Below are 15,398 nucleotides of genomic sequence, written 5' to 3'. Positions count from 1 at the left end.
TCTAGGACGGAACCCCCGCCGGGTCGTCCCACTCCCCTACCAGCTGTCAGACCTTGCGACCGACACCCCCGTACTGGTCGACCTCAGCGGGTCCCTCGTCACCTGCGACGGCGGGTCGCCAGCGGGTCACCGAGACCACGCCCGGATCGAGGAGTTCGAGACCCTCCAGGTATCCGGCGATCTGTTCGGGGCTGCGCGGGATGTAGGGGACCGCGCCGCTCTCGTTGTACTCGTCTTGGGCCTGAACGTTCTCCTGGCTGTGCACGTTGCTGCCCTCGCTGATGGTGAGGTGACTGCCCGGGGGCAGGCCCGCCAAGAGCCGGCGCACGATGGAGACGGCCTCGTCGTACTCTTGGACGTGCCCCAGGACCCCCATCAGCATCAGGCCCACCGGCCGTTCCAGGTCCAGCAGTCGTCCGGCCTGTTCGAGGATGGCTTCGGGCTTGTACAGGTCCTCGTGCACGTACCAGGTCCGCCCTTGGGGCGTGCTGGTCAGCAGGGCGCGCGCGTGGGTGAGGACGAGCGGGTCGTTGTCCACGTAGACGATCCGGGCGTCCGGAGCCACCGCCTGGGCCACCTCGTGGGTGTTCTCGGCGGTGGGAAGCCCGGTACCCACGTCCAGGAACTGGCGAATACCGCGCTCACCGGCGAGGTGACGGACGGCGCGCCCTTGGAAGGACCGTGAGGAGCGCGCCATGCGAGCGATACCGGGGAAGACCTTCAGGAACCGGTCCCCCGCTTCTTGGTCGACCGGATAGTTGTCCTTACCTCCGAGCCAGTAGTTCCACACCCGGGCCGAATGCGGAACCGTGGTGTCGATGTCCGTGTCCTTTTCGTTCATTGCGTCCCATCGTCGGTCGGCGTGTCATGGATGTTCCGATCCTACGGACCCTGCACCACACGCAAACCCCTACGCCGCAAGGGATTCCAACGCATCGAACGGAACGGGTGGTGTCCGGTTCCGGGACCACCCGCGGGATGGGACAAAAATCCCGAAACTCCCTTTACACTTGTCCCGCCCACCAGCCGCCCACGTAGTTCAGGACACGTGTGACCACCTGCCCCCACGCTCGATTGTTCGATCCCGAGTACCACGCCGCCCCCCACACGATCCACCGTCACCTGACCACTGAGCACGGCGGCGTTCACCCCGCGGAGATCGCCCCCGGCGTCAACGCATGGATCGTCACCGACTACGCCACCATCACGGCCTGGTGCCGCGACACCCGGACCTTCCGCCGCGATTCACGGCTCTGGCGCGACTGGAGAGAAGGCCGCGTCCCCGACGACTCCCCCGTCGCCGCGATGATGGCCCACCGCCCCAACCTGTTGTACGCCGACGGCGAGGAGCATGCCAGGCTCAAGCGGGTCGTGGTGGACTCCCTGGGGCGAGTGCCCGAGAGCCGAGTCGGTGACGTCACGCGACGACACGCCGACGCGCTCATCGACGCCTTCGTCGAACAGGGCGAGGCCGACCTGGTCGCCGAGTACACCCGGATGCTGCCCCTCATGGTGATGGCCGACCTGTTCGGTTTCTCCAGGGACGTGGCCGAACGGGTCCTCACCTCCATCAGCGAACTGTGGGACGGGACCGACGTCCTGCGCGCCAACCAGGAGTACGAGCGGGCCCTGTCCGACGCCGTCTCCGCCAAGCACGCCGAACCCGGCGAGGACATCACCACGTGGCTTCTCCAGCACCGGGCGGGGCTCTCCGACGAGGAGATCCTGCACCAGATGGTGGTGACCTTCGGTGCGGGCGCCGAACCCACCGCCAACCTCGTCGCCTCCAGCGTGCACGTCCTGCTCACCGACCCCGAGACCGCGAGTGCCCTCGGCGGCACCCGGGTCGGTGTGGCCGAGCTCGTGGACCAGGTGCTGTGGCGCGAACCACCGATCACCAACTACCCGGTGCTGTACCCGACCCGGGACGTTCCCGTCGAGCGCGGCGGCGTGATCAGGGCCGGAGAACCGATCCTGCTCGGTTACGCCGCGGCGCACCACGCGATGGCCGGCGCCTCCGATGACGTCGAACGGCACAACCGTGCCCACCTGGCCTTCGGTGTGGGTCCGCACCGCTGCCCCGCGCGCGGGTTCGGCCAGGCCATCGCCGAGGTCGCCGTCCAGTCACTGGTCCAGCGCCTGCCCCGACTCCGGCCGAGCGATCCGACCCCGCACTGGCGGGTCTCGCCGTTCGCCCGAGCCCTGTCCACCCTGCCCGTCACCTTCACACCCGGCATTTCGAAGGGAACCCCGTCATGGCAGAACAGCGCCCCGTCCTCCTCCCCCAGGACCTCCCCCGACAGGCCGCCCGCCTCCGCGAGCTCGGACCCGTCGTCGAGGTGGAGATCGTTGGTGGGGTGGTTGTTCGGGCGGTGACCGACCACGCGGTGCTGACCGAGGCGCTCGCCCACCCCGGGGTGCGCAAGGAGCTGCGGCACTGGCGGGCGTGGAACGACGGCGAGATCCCCATGGACTGGCCGCTGGTGTCGTGGGTGGCGCCCGACAACATGCTCACCGCCGACGGTGACCGGCACCGCCGGTTGCGCACACTGGTCTCTCAGGCGTTCACCCCGCGCCGGGTGGAGGCGCTGCGGCCTCGGGTCCGGGAGATCACCTCCGAGCTGTTGGAGGAGATCACGGCGGCCGGGACGGAGACGGTGGACCTGAAGGAGGCACTGGCCCTACCACTGCCCATCACCGTCATCTCCGAACTGTTCGGGGTGGCCCCCGAGCACCGGGACGTCCTGCACCGGATGATGCACACAGTCTTCGACGCGAGCACCACCCCCGAAGAGGCCGTCCGCCTCCACGGCGAGATGCAGACGTTCCTGGCCGACCTGGCCGCGGCCAAGGCGAAGAACCCCGGTGACGACCTGACCAGCGCCCTGTTGGAGGCGCGGGCCGAGGGCGAGGAGCGGCTCTCCCAGAGCGAACTGGTGTGGACGCTCATCTTGATGATCGGCGCGGGCTACGAGACCACGATGAACCTCATCGGCAACTCCGTGTACGCGCTGCTCACCCACCCCGACCAGCTGGAACTGGTCCGCTCCGGCCGGGCCTCGTGGTCGGACGTGGTGGAGGAGACCCTGCGCTGGGACGCGAGCATCCAGTACCTGCCGCTGCGCTACACCGCCGAGGAGGTCACCCTGGGCGGCGTCACCGTGCCGGCCGGGGAGGCCCTGCTCATGGGCTTCGGCCCGGCCGGGCGTGACCCGAAGCACCACGGTGCCGACGCCGAGGGGTTCGACCTGACCCGCGAGCAGCGCGGCCACCTGGCGTTCTCCTACGGGCCGCACTTCTGCCTGGGCGCGGGTCTGGCCCGTCTGGAGGGGACGACCGCCCTGGAGATGCTCTTCGAGCGCTTCCCCGGTCTGGCCTTGTCCGGGGAGGCCGTGCGCGAGCCCTCCATCGTGGCCAGTGGTTGGTCCGTCCTGCCCGTCCGCACCTCCTGAACCCCCGGCCCTGGGCCGGGGACGCGACCATGTGTCCATCGGCCCGGGGTCGTCCACACCCGACCGGGTCAGACCCGGGACGTTCGAAGGTCCTCCGGGTCGAGTGCGGTGGGCAGGTGGCGGCGCCACGACAACGCCACCACCACGACGCTCAGGATTGCGAGCGCGACCCCGACCGCGAACATGGTCGGGTAGTCGAACCGGCGGGCCAGTCCCGCCAACGCCGCGGGGACGAAGAAGCCCAGGTAGGCGAGCGAGTAGTAGACGGCGGTGAGCCCGGCCAACCGGTCGGGCCCCGCGATGCGCTGGACCTCTTGGAGACCGGAGACCAGCAGCAGCCCGTAGGCGGCGCCGAGCACCGCGGCGGCCACCAGCGCCATCGGGACGGTCAGGGTGCTCGCCGCCCGAACGGCCAGGGCCATGCCGAGCGCGGTCAGTCCCAGGGCGAGCACGACCGCCCGGGAGGAGTGCGGGTTGTCCACCCACTTGGCCGCCTGCTGGCTGAGGACACCGCAGGCCAACGCCACCAGGCACAGCAGTCCGGAGAAGCCGACCTCGTAGCCGGGCACCCGGTGGGCGACCAGGTTGGGCAGGACCGCGTAGGCGGTGGCCGAGGTGCCGAAGACCCACGGTGCCATGGGCACGACCACCAGTAGGAACCGGCGATGCAGCGCGGCCGGGACCAGCATGTCGTCCAGGAGACGCCCCGAAGCGGCACCGTCTCCACGCGCCCGTGGAGAGTGGGTCTCGGGGGCGCCCAGCATGACCACCGCCAGGATCACGGTGAGCACGATGTTGACCACGTACGGCAGGACGGCCGACAACGGGGAGAACTGGGCGATGGCGGCGGCGGCCACGGCCCCCAACAGGAACCCGAGAGTCAACGAGAGCGAGGCCCGGACCGCCCCGGCCCCCGCCGACGCCTCGGGGTCGAACGGCGCCTGGGACAGTTCCTTGACCCAGCTCGTGCCCACCGCCATCACCAGGCCGAGCGCCAGTCCCGAGAACACGCGTCCGGCGAACAGCAGGGCCACCGAGTCAGGGCCCGAGGCCAGCAGGGCGCTGCCGATCACGCACAGGATCGGTGCCGGGATCATGAGGGGGCGGCGCCCGTAACGGTCGGACAGCGGGCCACCGACCAGTAGCGCGGGCACGATCCCCAGCACGTAGGCGCCGAGCAGGATGTTCACGACCTGCACGCTCATGCCGCTGTCGAGGCGGTACATGACCAGCAGCGGCGTGAACTCGTTGCCGCCCCAGGCGACGGCGACGAGCATCCCGCAGGCGGCGAGCCACCCGGGAAGTCGACGTCGGGCGGTCCCGTCCGCGTTCCTTCGATCGCGTGCGGGCCGGGGTCTGTGGGCCTCGATCGTGGCCATGGTCGCTGTTTCCTCCTGCGTTTCGGGGTCAGGGAGGGGGTCGGGGTCGGATTCGTGTCCGAGGGTTCAGGGGGCGGGGGTCACACGGTGGAACCGTGGATGTCGTTCAGGTGCTCGGCGGTGGCCTGGGCGAACCCCTCGGCGTCGCCCGCCTCGATGAGCTCCGTCAGCCCGGCGTGCTGGGCGAGCACGAGTTCCGCCCGGTCGGTGTCATCGCTGATCGACTGCGTGGTCATCCGCCGGTGGCGGTCCTGGAGGAGTTGGTAGAAGTTCTGGAGGATCGAGTTTCCGCCGGCCGCGACCACCTCCCGGTGGAACTCGACGTCGGCGCGTGTGAAGGCGGCGAGGTCGTCCGCCTCCCAGGCACGCCTTTGCGCTTCGGTCACCTCGCGCAGGCGTCGCACCAGGCGCTTGGAACGGCTCTTGGACACGCACACGCTCCGGACCGCGGCGGACTCGATGATCTGGCGCGCCTGGAGCACCTCGCGGAACTCGTGCGGCGGCACCGGCCGGACCATGGCACCGCGCTTGGGGTACAGGCGCATCCAGCCCTCGGCCTGGAGTTGCAGGAAGGCCTCGCGCACCGGGGTCCGACTCATCCCCAGTTCCGTGGCGATCCCTCCTTCACTGAGCATGCTGCCGTCCTCGTACTCCCCGTCGAGGATCCGGTCGCGGACCACGGTGTAGGCCCGACCCGCCGCCGATTCGGGGGCGGTGGCCGCTCCGACCAGCGGCACTTGCCCTTCGACACCACTCGCGCCCACGAGACCTCCCAGGTTGGATACAACATAGATACTAGTCGTACACCAGGAGCTTCGGCCGTGGAATCGGTACCGTGCGGCTGAGACCAAACCCACCTCACCCGTACTCGGGTTTCGCGGCGCCGATGGCCGACCATGGGGGCATGCGCCTTTCCCTTCTTCGTCACGGTCAGACCCCCTCGAACGTCGCCGGCCTCCTCGACACACTCGCTCCCGGGCCTGGACTCACGACCCTGGGCCACCGGCAGGCCGCGGCGGTGCCGAACGCGCTCCAGGAGCGCGAGATCGACGCGCTCGTGGTCTCTCCGCTGCTGCGCACCCACCTCACCGCGGCTCCACTGGTCGACGCCTTCGGCAAGGAGGCCGTGATCATGGAGGGGGTGAGCGAGGTCGAGGCCGGCTCGCTGGAGATGGGCGCGGATCCGGCGGCGCACCGGACCTACGTGGACACGGTGTTCGCCTGGGCCCGCGGCGACGTGGACCTGCGTATGCCGGGTGGTTCGGACGGGCGCGCCTTCTTCGACCGCTACGACGAGGCGGTGCGTCGGATCGCCGAGCAGGGGTGGGAGGACGTCGTCGTGGTCTCCCACGGCGCCGCGATCCGGTCCTGGGCCTGCGCCCGCGTCGCCGGTATCGACGTCACCTCGGTCGCGCGCACCCCGCTGGCCAACACCGGCCTGGTCGAGATCGAGGGCGACCCCGACTCGGGTTGGCGTCTTCTCGGTTGGAGCAGCGGCCCGGTCGGCGGCGCCCACCTGCTGAACCAGGACGGCAGCGATCCGACCGGCGAGGCCGTCAGCGCCTGAGCCCGATCGACCGGAACGGTCGACTTGATACGACTCGGCACCACGCGCTCGACACACGAGGTCAGATTTCCATAACGTTCGGTCGACCCATCGCGCATTGACCGGACAGCCCGAAGCAATGGTGGCATGATGACGGGCACAAGGCGGGCGGAAGCCGTCACCACTTCCGCCGCCGATTCGCGTGAGAAATCCCCGCCGACCGCACCTGCCTCAGCGGCCGCCATTCTCCGCACCCGCACATCGCACGATATTCGCGCCGTAGGCGTCCCTCCGGCGTATTGGCGATCGCACGGCGATCAGCCATCGGTGACCCGTAATCGCCCTCTTGGCCTGTGTTGTTCGAAAAGGTGGTTCCCACATGTCCCGGCCCCGTCGTCGTTCCGCGTTGCTCCCGACCCCGAGCTGGGGGTGGCAGGACGCCGCAGCCTGCCGAGGCGAGGACCTCGCGCTCTTCTTCGGTCCCGAAGAGGAGTCCTGGCCACAGCGCGAGATGCGTGAGCGCCGGGCCAAGCAGGTCTGCGCGGGGTGCCCGGTGCGCACCTCCTGTCTGGACCACGCGGTCTCACGCCCGGAGAAGTACGGCACCTGGGGCGGCCAGAACGAGGACGAGCGCACCTCCGAGCGTCGCCGTCGTCTGCGCCGCGCCAACGCCGCCTGAGTCCTTGGAGGGTCTTACCCCACGCTCCGGCCCCGCGCTCGGTTGAGCGCGGGGCCGGAGCGGTATCGACACGGGTCAGCGTTGCCAGCTGCGCCAAAGACGTGCGTAGCGGCCCTCCAGGGCGACCAGTTCCTCGTGCGGCCCCTGCTCCACGATCCGGCCCTGGTCCATGACGACCACCCGGTCGGCGGTGGCCGCCTGGGTGAGCCGGTGGGCGACCACCAGGGTGGTGCGGCCCTTGGTGGCGGCCACGGCGGCCTCCTCCAGTCGACGGGCGCCGGAGCTGCCGGCCTCGGCGGTGGCCTCGTCCAGCACCGCCAGGTCCGGGTCGGCCAGCGCCAACCGGGCCAGGGCCAGGTGCTGGGCCTGCTCGGCGGTGAGGGCGTGTCCGCCCTCGCCCACCACGGTGTCGATCCCCTCGGGCAGGGCGCGCACCCAGTCCAGGGCGCCCACCGTCTCCAACGCCTCCTCGGCCTCGGCGGCGGTGGCCTCGGCCCGGACCAGGCGCAGGTCCTCCAGGAGGGTTCCGGCGAACACGTGCGTCTCCTGGCTGACCAGGAACACGTGCTCGCGCACTCGCCGCTCCCCCATCTCCTCCAGGGGGATCCCGCCCAGGCACACGGTGCCCGAAGTGGGTGTGCGCAGGCCGCTGACCACGGCGGCCAGGGTGGTCTTTCCGGCGCCGCTGGCCCCCACCAGGGCGACGCGCTCGCCCGGGGCGACGGTGAGCGAGACCCGGTCCAGGGCCTTGGGCGCGTCGGTGGCGTAGACGTGGCTCACCGCGTCCACGTGCAAGGACGACCCGGCCGGCCCCTCCTCGGCGCCGGGGTCCTCCGCCTCCGGCAGGTCCACCACCCCGGCCAGGCGGGCCAGGCTCGCCCCCGCCTGCTGGACGTCGTTGAAGGTCATCACCAGGAACCCGACGGGTCCGAACAGCCGGTGGAAGTACAGGGCGGCGGCGGTGACCATCCCGACTGTGGCCAGGTCACCGCGCACCAACCAGAACCCGACGACGAGCACGGTGCCCAGGCCGACCAGTTCGGAGCCGTTCATGCGGGCTCCGAGCCTGGTGAACAGGCGGAACACGTCCAGGGTGAGCCGCATGGCGCTCAGCGAACGGTCGGCGATGCGTTCCTCGTGTTCGGCCTCCAGCCGGTAGGCGCGCACGGTGTCGCGTCCGCGTAGGGCGCCCATCATGGCGTGCGAACGCTCGCCCATGGCCACGCGTTCGCGGGCGTAGAAGGGGCCCGAGAGCGGCATGTACCAGCGCACCGCCCACACGTAGAACGGCAGGGCGGCCAGTCCGGCCAGGCCCAGACGCCAGTCCAGGGCGGCCATGCCCGCGGTGGTGAGCACGACGGTGGCCAGGGCGGTGACGACCTCCGGACCGTTGCGGGCGATGGCGTTGGTGACCACGGCGACGTCGTCGCCCACGCGGGAGAGCAGGTCCCCGATGCGCACGCGTTCCAGACGGACGGCGGGCATGTGCAGGACGCGGCGCATGACGCGTTCGCGCAGGCGGGCCAGGATGGTCTCGCCGAGCCGGCTGACCTGCCAGGCCCCCAGTCCGACGAGGACGCCACCGATGGCCGCGGCGGCGGCGATGAGCGCGGCCGAGCGCAGGATGGCCTCGGCCCCGGCGCCGTCGTTGATGTCGTCGACCATGCCGCCCAGTACCCAGGGGGCGACGAGTCCGGCGGCGCTGCCGGCAAGGACGGTGAGCAGCGCCAGGGCGGAGGTTCCGGGGCGGGCGCGCAGCCCTTGGAGGAACACCGCCCAGGTGCGGCGGGCCGTGGCCGTGGGCAGCAGTTCGGTGGTCGCGGTCGGGGTTCGGGGGCCTTCGAGGGGGTCCTCGACCTCGTGGTGGATGGTTTCGGTGCTCAACGCAGGACCGCCTCGCGGTAGTGGGGGTCGTCCTCGGCCAGTCGGATGTGGGTGTCCTGCGCGCGCACGCGACCCTCGCGCAGGACCAGGACGCGGTCGGCGCGGGCGAGCAGCGCCGGGCTGCTCGCGATGACGATGGTGCCGCCGCCGTGGGCGGCGCGCAGCGCGGCGGTGCCCTGGGCGATGGCCTCCTCGGTGACGGCGTCGACCGCGGTGGTGGGGTCGTGCAGGACGAGCACGGGCGGGGCGGCGGCCAGCGCGCGGGCCAGGGCCACGCGTTGGCGTTGGCCGCCGGAGAGGTTGCCGGCGCGGTCGGTGATGGGACGGTCGAGGCCGTCGAGGTGGCCGGTGACGAGTTCACCGGCGGCGGCCGCGTCGAGTGCGGTGAGCAGGTGGTCCTCGTCGAGGTCGCCGGTGGTCAGGTTGGAGCGCAGGGTGCCCTCGAACAGGAAGCTGCCGTGTTCCTCGACCAGGACGGTACCGCGCAGGGAGGCAAGGTCGAGTTCGGCGAGGGGGACACCGGCGACCAGGGTGGTTCCGCGGGCGTCGGCGGCGCGACCGGCCAGGAGGTCGACGAGGGCCTCGGCGTCGCGGGGGTCGGTGGCGAGCACGCCGAGGAACTCTCCGGGGCGCAGGGTGAGGTCGACGCCGTCCAGGGTGCGGTGGCCGACCTCGCGGAGTTCGACCAGGGGTTCGTGTTCGGGCGGGCCTTGGGGCAGGTCTCGCTCGCCGGGGGTGACGGCGTCGGGGGCGTTGAGCAGTCGCACCAGGCGTCGGGCGGAGGCTCGGGCGATGGCGAACATCTGGCCGACCATCCCCAACCCCTGGATGGGTTCGGCGAGGAACTGGGCCAGGCCCACGACGATGATGAGTTCGCCGATGGTGAGGTGTCCTTGGAGGGCCATCCATCCGGAGGCACCGGCCACGCAGGCCAGGAAGACGGCGCCCGACGCGGTGACCAGTCCCTTGTAGACGCCGTTGCTGGCGGCGGCGCCGACCGACGCGGTCAGGGCGCGGTCGCTGGACCGGCCGTAGCGCAGGGAGGCGTTGTGGCGGGCACCGATACCCATGAGCACGCGCAGGCCGCCGACCAGGTCGGTGGCCATGGCGGTGGCACGCGCGGCGGTGGCCTGCTTGGCCTCGGTGCGTCGGGCGATGCGTGCGGCGGGCACACGCAGCAGCAGGAGCATCAGGGGCAGGCCCAGGAGCACTCCGAGACCGAGCGGGACGTTGATGGTGAGCAGCACGATGGTGGTGACCACGATCGCGGTGACCTGGGCGATGCCCGCGGCCCAGGCGCGGGCATAGGTGGCGGCCTGTTCGGCGTCGGAGGTGGCCACGGACAGTAGTTCGCCGGAGCGCAGACCGCTGCGTTGTCCTCGCGGATGCAGGACGCGGCGGGCCGATTCCAGGCGCAGCAGGTGGGCCTCGCGTTCGACGACGCCCAGGGTGAGGCGGGCGCCGGTGCGGTAGGCCAGTGCCAGGCAGGTGAAGAGCAGGATCAGCCCGGACACGCACCACAGCAGGGCGGTGATGTCGCCGGTGGCGACGGCCGTGTCGATGGTGAGGCCGATGACGACGGGGACGAGCACCTCGCACAGTTGGTGCGTGGACAGCAGGGCGACGCCGAGGGTGATGCGGCCGCGATGCCGGCGCAGGGAGCGTGAACGTAGGGCGGACGCGCTGGTGGGGACGGGTGCGGATGAGGTGGGGGAGGCGGGTTCGGGAGCGGCCCGTCCCTCGGCTGTGGTCATGTTCGTCCGTCGTCCCTGATCGTCGTTTTCTCGGTGGCCGCCCGGGGTGGTCGATCCTCGGGCAGGGTAGCCGGGTCGGGTGGCACACCCGACCATGGGATGTGCGATTCGACGCCGTATGCCCGCTTCTCCCGGCAGACCATCGGTAAGCCTAACCTCACTCACGGTGGGTGTCGACGTGCCCGGGAAGCCGCCTCGTCCCGGACCCTTACCAGGGCACGGACCCTCGGTATAATCGGGGTTGTCTCCGTCACAGTGCGGGGTCCTCCCCCGATGCGCCCGACCCTCGCATCGGCCTACGTTGATCGGACGGGTTCCCTTCCCGGAACCCACGGACCGGTACTCCAGCGGCCGGACGAGGCAGGGAGATCACGGTGGAGACGAAGGGCTCCTTATATCTGCGCTACGCCTACAACGACCTGACCGGGAACAAGGGCGTGCACCTGGCGCTCCTGGTGGTCCTGACGCTCAGCGCGTTCCTCATGGCCACCGGCGCCATGGTCATGGAGCGCATGCTCGGGTCGGTCGACGAACTCTTCGAACAGGCCAGGCCGCCCCACTTCCTGCAGATGCACGTCGGCGACATCGACACCGACGCACTGGAGCGCTTCGCCGACCGGCACCCGGAGATCGAGGCCTGGCACGTCGTCGAGGCGATCGGACTCGATGGCGCGGCCCTGTCCTGGGAGCGTTCCCACACCGGTGAGTCCGGTGACCTCTCCGACAGTCTCATCGACCAACTCTTCACGACCCAGAACGAGGAGTTCGACCTCCTCCTGGACGAGACCGGCGCCGCCCCGCACCCCTCCCCCAGCGAGATCCACCTCCCGGTGGCCCACCGCACCGCCTTCGACCTGCGGGTCGGCGACGTGCTCCGGATCGCCACCGACTCCGGTTCCCTGGAGCTGCGCGTGGCCGGGTTCGTGCGCGACGCGCAGATGGCCTCGTCACTGTCCTCGGCGACCCGATTCGTGGTCTCCGAGGCCGACTTCGAGACTCTGGAGGACGCGGGCGTAGGCGCCCCCGAGAGCATCGTAGAGTACCGACTGAACGACGCCGGTTCGGCCGCCGACCTCCAGCGCGCCTATGAGGCCGATGAGGCGCTGCCCAAGAACGGACAGGCCGTCACCTACCAGATGATCCGCCTGGTCAACGCGTTCGGCGACGGACTGGTCGCGATGGCGCTGGTGTTCGTGAGTCTGCTGCTCATCGTGATCGCGCTGCTCAACGTGCGCTTCGTGATCCGCGGGACCTTGGAGGACGAGGTCCGCGAGATCGGCGCGATGAAGGCCATCGGTCTGCCCGATCGGGCGATCTCCGGGCTGTACCTGACCAAGTACAGCGTCCTGACCGCCCTGGCGTGTGTCCTCGGGGGTCTGTCGGCGATCGTGGCCACGGGTCTGCTCACACGGGGCGCGCGGATGGACTACGCCGAAGCGCCGCTGGGCCTCGCCTCGTTCGTGGTGCCGGTGGCCGCGCTCGCCCTGGTGTACGCGTTCGTCCTACTACTGTGTCGTGCCGTCCTGCGCCGGGTGCGTCGGATCGAGGTCGTGGGCGCCCTGGTCCACGGCAGTGTCCTGGACGAGAAACGGGCCGCGCGCCGGGACCGGAGGCGGGCGCGACGGGTGCGCGGCACCGCCCTCGCCTCGACCCGTGGGCTGGGGGTGAACGGCCGTCTGGCCCTGCTGGACCTGCGCGCCGAGGCCGGCCAGTGGGTGCTGCTCCCCCTCGTGTTCTTCCTGGCCACCGTGTTGATGACGCTGCCCGCCAACCTGCTCGGCACCTTCGAGAGCCCTCGCTTCGTCACCTATATGGGGGCCGCGGAGAGCGACCTGCGCGCCGACCTGCTCTTCTCCGAGGACGTCGACGAGGTCCGCGACGAACTGCTGAGGAGCATGCGCGAGGACGAACGACTGACCGACGTGCGCGCCTTCTCCACCTTGTTGTACGAGGCCGAGGGCGAGGAGGGGTGGGAGACCCTGCGGGTGGAGGTGGGCGAGCACGACCCCGACGCGATCGCGTACGCGCGCGGCGGGAGCCCCGGCCCCGGCGAGATCGCCCTGTCGGTGCTGAACGCGGACGCGTACGGGCTCTCGATCGGTGACGGGTTGGCCGTGCGCCGAGGTGGGGAGGAGACCACGCTCACCGTCAGCGGCGTCTACCAGGACGTCACCAGCGGAGGGTTCACCGCCAAGGCCCATGGTGAGGAGGTCACCGGGGCGGCGGGCCACATGGTCTACGCGAACACGGACCCGGGCACCGACGCCGCCACGATCGCGACGGAGTACGACGAACGCTTCGACACCGCCACGGTGATCCCGATGCGCGAGTACGTGCGCCAGACCCTGTCGCAGGTGACCGGGGCCCTGCAGGGCGCCGCCCTGGTCTCCTTCGTCTTCGCGCTCGGGGTCGCGGCGCTCATCACCGGCCTGTTCCTGCGGCTGCGCCTGACGCGGGAGCGCACGCGGATGGGCGTACTGTCCGCGATCGGCTTCTCCACCGGGGAGATCATCGCCCAGGTGCGCGGCAAGACCTTCCTCGCCGTGGTGGTCGGCACCGTCCTGGGCACGGTGTTCGCGGCCACGGCCGGGGAACCCATGGTCGGTTCGCTGCTGTCCGCGGCGGGGCTGGGGCTCGCGCACCTGGAGTTCCTGCCGAACCCGTGGCTGGTGTACGTGGCCTATCCCCTGGCCCTGATCACCACCGGACACCTGATCGCCGTGGCGCTCACCGCGCCGCTCCGCCGCGTGGACAAGAGCACGTGGCTCCGAGGTTGAGAGGCCCTTCCATGACACAGCCCACGACAGAGCCCTTGACGGAGCGGGCGCGGATCGCGCTGGCCTCTCGGGGTCTGACCAAGACCTACCACTCCACCGACCCGCCCACCCGGGTCATCGACGATGTCGACCTGTCCGTGGCGAGCGGGGAGTTCCTCGTCGTGATGGGCGCGTCGGGTTCGGGCAAGTCGACGCTGCTCTACACGATCAGCGGCATGGACCGCCCCACCGAGGGGAGCGTGCTGTTGGAGGGGCGGGACCTGACGTCCCTGGACGACCGGGAGATGAGCCGGGTCCGGTTGACTCGGATGGGATTCGTCTTCCAGCAGGCGCACTTCCTGGCCAATCTCAACATCGGCGACAACATCCTGTTGCCCGCCCTCCAGGCCGCCCCCAAGGACAAGAAGGGGGCGATCGCCCGCGTGGACGCGCTGCTGGAGCGGTTCGGGATCGCACACGTGCGCCGGCATGGCATCACCCAGGTCTCCGGCGGCCAGTTGCAGCGGGCCTCGATCTGCCGCGCCCTGGTGTGCGAACCGTCCCTGTTGTTCGCCGACGAACCCACCGGCGCGCTGAACAGCAGGATGACCGAGGAGGTGATGGACGCGCTCACCGACGTGCACCTGTCGGGAACGACGCTGGTCATGGTCACGCACGACCCGGGCTGCGCGGCGCGGGCGGATCGTGTGGTCTACCTGCGCGACGGGGCCTTGGTGGACTCGCGTGAGATGGGGTCCTGGAGTCCGGAACGGGCGAGTGAGCGTGAGGACGACCTGATCGCGTGGCTGCGTGGCCTGGGGTTCTGACCAGGCCGCGGGCCCCGTGTTCACATAGGCCTCGGGATGGCGATAACCTGGTCAAATCACGCTTAGGCAAGGCTAAGCTAAACGCCATTCAGCGAGGTTCCATTGATCCCCGGTCCGCCCACTCGTGTCGGCATGATCGCCGCCGGCGCCCTGTCCACCGTCCTGCTCGCCGCCTGTGGTGGCGGGGGCACGGACTCCTCCGATTCCTCCGGCCCCACCGCCGAGGGATACCCCGTCACCGTCGATACCCTGTTCGGTGACGTGGAGATCGAGGACCATCCCGAGAACGTCGTCGCGATGGGCTGGTCGGACGCCGAGACCGCGTTGGCCCTGGGCGTGCAGCCGGTGGGCGTGGCCGACTGGCAGGCCTACGGAGCGCCCTACGTGGGTCCCTGGGCCGCCGAGCTGCTCGACTCAGAGCCGGCCGAGGTCGGCACCATGGAACCGAACCTGGAGGCCATCGCCTCCCTGGAGCCGGACGTCATCCTCGACACCCGATCCGACAACTCCCAGGAGCGCTACGACCTGCTCTCCCCGGTCGCCCCCGTGGTCGGCCCTCCCTCCGACGTGGAGGTCACCTACGGCACCACCTGGCAGGGTCAGACCCGCCAGGTCGCCCAGGTCCTGGGCGAGGAGCCGCGGGGCGAGGAACTCATCACCGAGCTGGAGGAGCGGTTCGCGCAGCTGCGCGAGGAGAACCCGGAGTTCGAGGACCTGACCATCGCGGTCGGCGCCTACTTCGACGGCCAGTACGGCGCCTACGTGCCCGGCGACACCCGCGTGGACGTGCTCACCGAGCTGGGCTTCGAGTACAAGCCCGAGCTGGAGGAGATGGCCGACGGGGCGTTCTACGTCGACCTGAGCTCGGAGCTCGTCGAGGAGCTGGACGCCGACCTGACCGTGGTCTTCCCCATCGGTGACACCGCCGACTTCCTCAACGAGGACCCGGTCCTGCAGGGCATCCCCGCCGCCGAGGACGGCCGACTGATCGTCCTGGACGACCCGCAGTTGGCCAACGCCTTCTCCAGCGGTTCCACCCTGGGCGTCCACCACGCCCTGGACGAGGTCGTCCCGATGATCCAGGAGTCCCTGGAGGACTGATCCCCCGCGAACACCGAAAG

At 70.6% G+C, this 15,398-nt stretch carries 12 protein-coding genes; 7 read left to right on the top strand and 5 right to left on the bottom strand.

All coding sequences use genetic code 11. The features are described 5' to 3' along the window. Positions 1-46 precede the first annotated feature (46 nt). Positions 47-841, bottom strand: a complete 795-nt coding sequence (locus ACWGKS_RS20430; RefSeq protein WP_358509597.1) for an SAM-dependent methyltransferase — start codon at positions 839-841, stop codon at positions 47-49. Positions 842-1,050: 209 nt separating this feature from the next. Here ACWGKS_RS20430 and ACWGKS_RS20425 point away from each other — a divergent pair, with 209 nt between their 5' ends. Beyond that, complete coding sequence (locus ACWGKS_RS20425) at positions 1,051-2,376, top strand: cytochrome P450 family protein (protein ID WP_358509594.1); 1,326 nt, start codon at positions 1,051-1,053, stop codon at positions 2,374-2,376. Further along, positions 2,358-3,452, top strand: coding sequence for a cytochrome P450 family protein (locus ACWGKS_RS20420; RefSeq protein WP_358509592.1), 1,095 nt, complete (start codon positions 2,358-2,360; stop codon positions 3,450-3,452). Before ACWGKS_RS20425 ends, ACWGKS_RS20420 begins: the two co-directional genes overlap by 19 nt. A 68-nt stretch (positions 3,453-3,520) precedes the next feature. On the opposite strand, the gene ACWGKS_RS20415 is transcribed toward ACWGKS_RS20420, so the two are convergent. Together ACWGKS_RS20415 and ACWGKS_RS20410 are read right to left on the bottom strand one after the other, a co-directional pair. Further along, positions 3,521-4,831: an MFS transporter gene (locus tag ACWGKS_RS20415; RefSeq protein WP_358509589.1), complete on the bottom strand. Its 1,311-nt coding sequence runs from the start codon at positions 4,829-4,831 to the stop codon at positions 3,521-3,523. Between the two features lie 80 nt (positions 4,832-4,911). Further along, the gene (locus ACWGKS_RS20410; RefSeq protein WP_358509586.1) at positions 4,912-5,595 is read right to left on the bottom strand and encodes a GntR family transcriptional regulator; all 684 of its coding nucleotides are present in this window, start codon (positions 5,593-5,595) and stop codon (positions 4,912-4,914) included. Between the two features lie 140 nt (positions 5,596-5,735). Between ACWGKS_RS20410 and ACWGKS_RS20405 the strand changes: the two genes are divergently transcribed. Together ACWGKS_RS20405 and ACWGKS_RS20400 are read left to right on the top strand one after the other, a co-directional pair. Then, positions 5,736-6,398, top strand: coding sequence for a histidine phosphatase family protein (locus ACWGKS_RS20405; protein WP_358509583.1), 663 nt, complete (start codon positions 5,736-5,738; stop codon positions 6,396-6,398). Between the two features lie 358 nt (positions 6,399-6,756). Next, a complete protein-coding gene (locus tag ACWGKS_RS20400; protein WP_358509580.1) occupies positions 6,757-7,056 on the top strand; it encodes a WhiB family transcriptional regulator in 300 nt (99 codons plus the stop codon). A 75-nt stretch (positions 7,057-7,131) separates the two neighbouring features. Here the strand turns inward: ACWGKS_RS20400 and ACWGKS_RS20395 are convergent, their stop codons facing one another. Continuing rightward, entirely contained in the window at positions 7,132-8,940 is a 1,809-nt protein-coding gene (locus tag ACWGKS_RS20395; RefSeq protein WP_452523535.1) for an ABC transporter ATP-binding protein, read from the bottom strand. Continuing rightward, positions 8,937-10,694, bottom strand: coding sequence for an ABC transporter ATP-binding protein (locus tag ACWGKS_RS20390; protein WP_358509577.1), 1,758 nt, complete (start codon positions 10,692-10,694; stop codon positions 8,937-8,939). Before ACWGKS_RS20390 ends, ACWGKS_RS20395 begins: the two co-directional genes overlap by 4 nt. A 374-nt stretch (positions 10,695-11,068) precedes the next feature. Between ACWGKS_RS20390 and ACWGKS_RS20385 the strand changes: the two genes are divergently transcribed. The 3 genes from ACWGKS_RS20385 to ACWGKS_RS20375 all read left to right on the top strand — a co-directional run bounded on the left by ACWGKS_RS20385 (position 11,069) and on the right by ACWGKS_RS20375 (position 15,378). Beyond that, complete coding sequence (locus tag ACWGKS_RS20385; protein ID WP_452523533.1) at positions 11,069-13,471, top strand: FtsX-like permease family protein; 2,403 nt, start codon at positions 11,069-11,071, stop codon at positions 13,469-13,471. A gap of 11 nt (positions 13,472-13,482) precedes the next feature. Then, positions 13,483-14,277 carry an ABC transporter ATP-binding protein gene (locus ACWGKS_RS20380; protein WP_358509571.1) on the top strand — a complete coding sequence of 265 codons (795 nt, stop codon included), beginning with the start codon at positions 13,483-13,485 and terminating at the stop codon, positions 14,275-14,277. A gap of 102 nt (positions 14,278-14,379) precedes the next feature. Continuing rightward, entirely contained in the window at positions 14,380-15,378 is a 999-nt protein-coding gene (locus tag ACWGKS_RS20375) for an iron-siderophore ABC transporter substrate-binding protein (protein ID WP_358509569.1), read from the top strand. Positions 15,379-15,398 lie beyond the last annotated feature (20 nt).

This window comes from Nocardiopsis sp. NPDC055879 (genome assembly GCF_053615935.1).
The sequence above is the reverse complement of the archived record's forward strand: the minus strand, read 5'-3'. Positions and strand labels throughout refer to the sequence as shown.

Coding starts and splice junctions, on each gene's coding strand:
- ACWGKS_RS20430 (WP_358509597.1), bottom strand. CDS start 841: ATGAACGAAAAGGACACGGACATCGACACCACGGTTCCGCATTCGGCC.
- ACWGKS_RS20415 (WP_358509589.1), bottom strand. CDS start 4,831: ATGGCCACGATCGAGGCCCACAGACCCCGGCCCGCACGCGATCGAAGG.
- ACWGKS_RS20405 (WP_358509583.1), top strand. CDS start 5,736: ATGCGCCTTTCCCTTCTTCGTCACGGTCAGACCCCCTCGAACGTCGCC.
- ACWGKS_RS20400 (WP_358509580.1), top strand. CDS start 6,757: ATGTCCCGGCCCCGTCGTCGTTCCGCGTTGCTCCCGACCCCGAGCTGG.
- ACWGKS_RS20390 (WP_358509577.1), bottom strand. CDS start 10,694: ATGACCACAGCCGAGGGACGGGCCGCTCCCGAACCCGCCTCCCCCACC.
- ACWGKS_RS20380 (WP_358509571.1), top strand. CDS start 13,483: ATGACACAGCCCACGACAGAGCCCTTGACGGAGCGGGCGCGGATCGCG.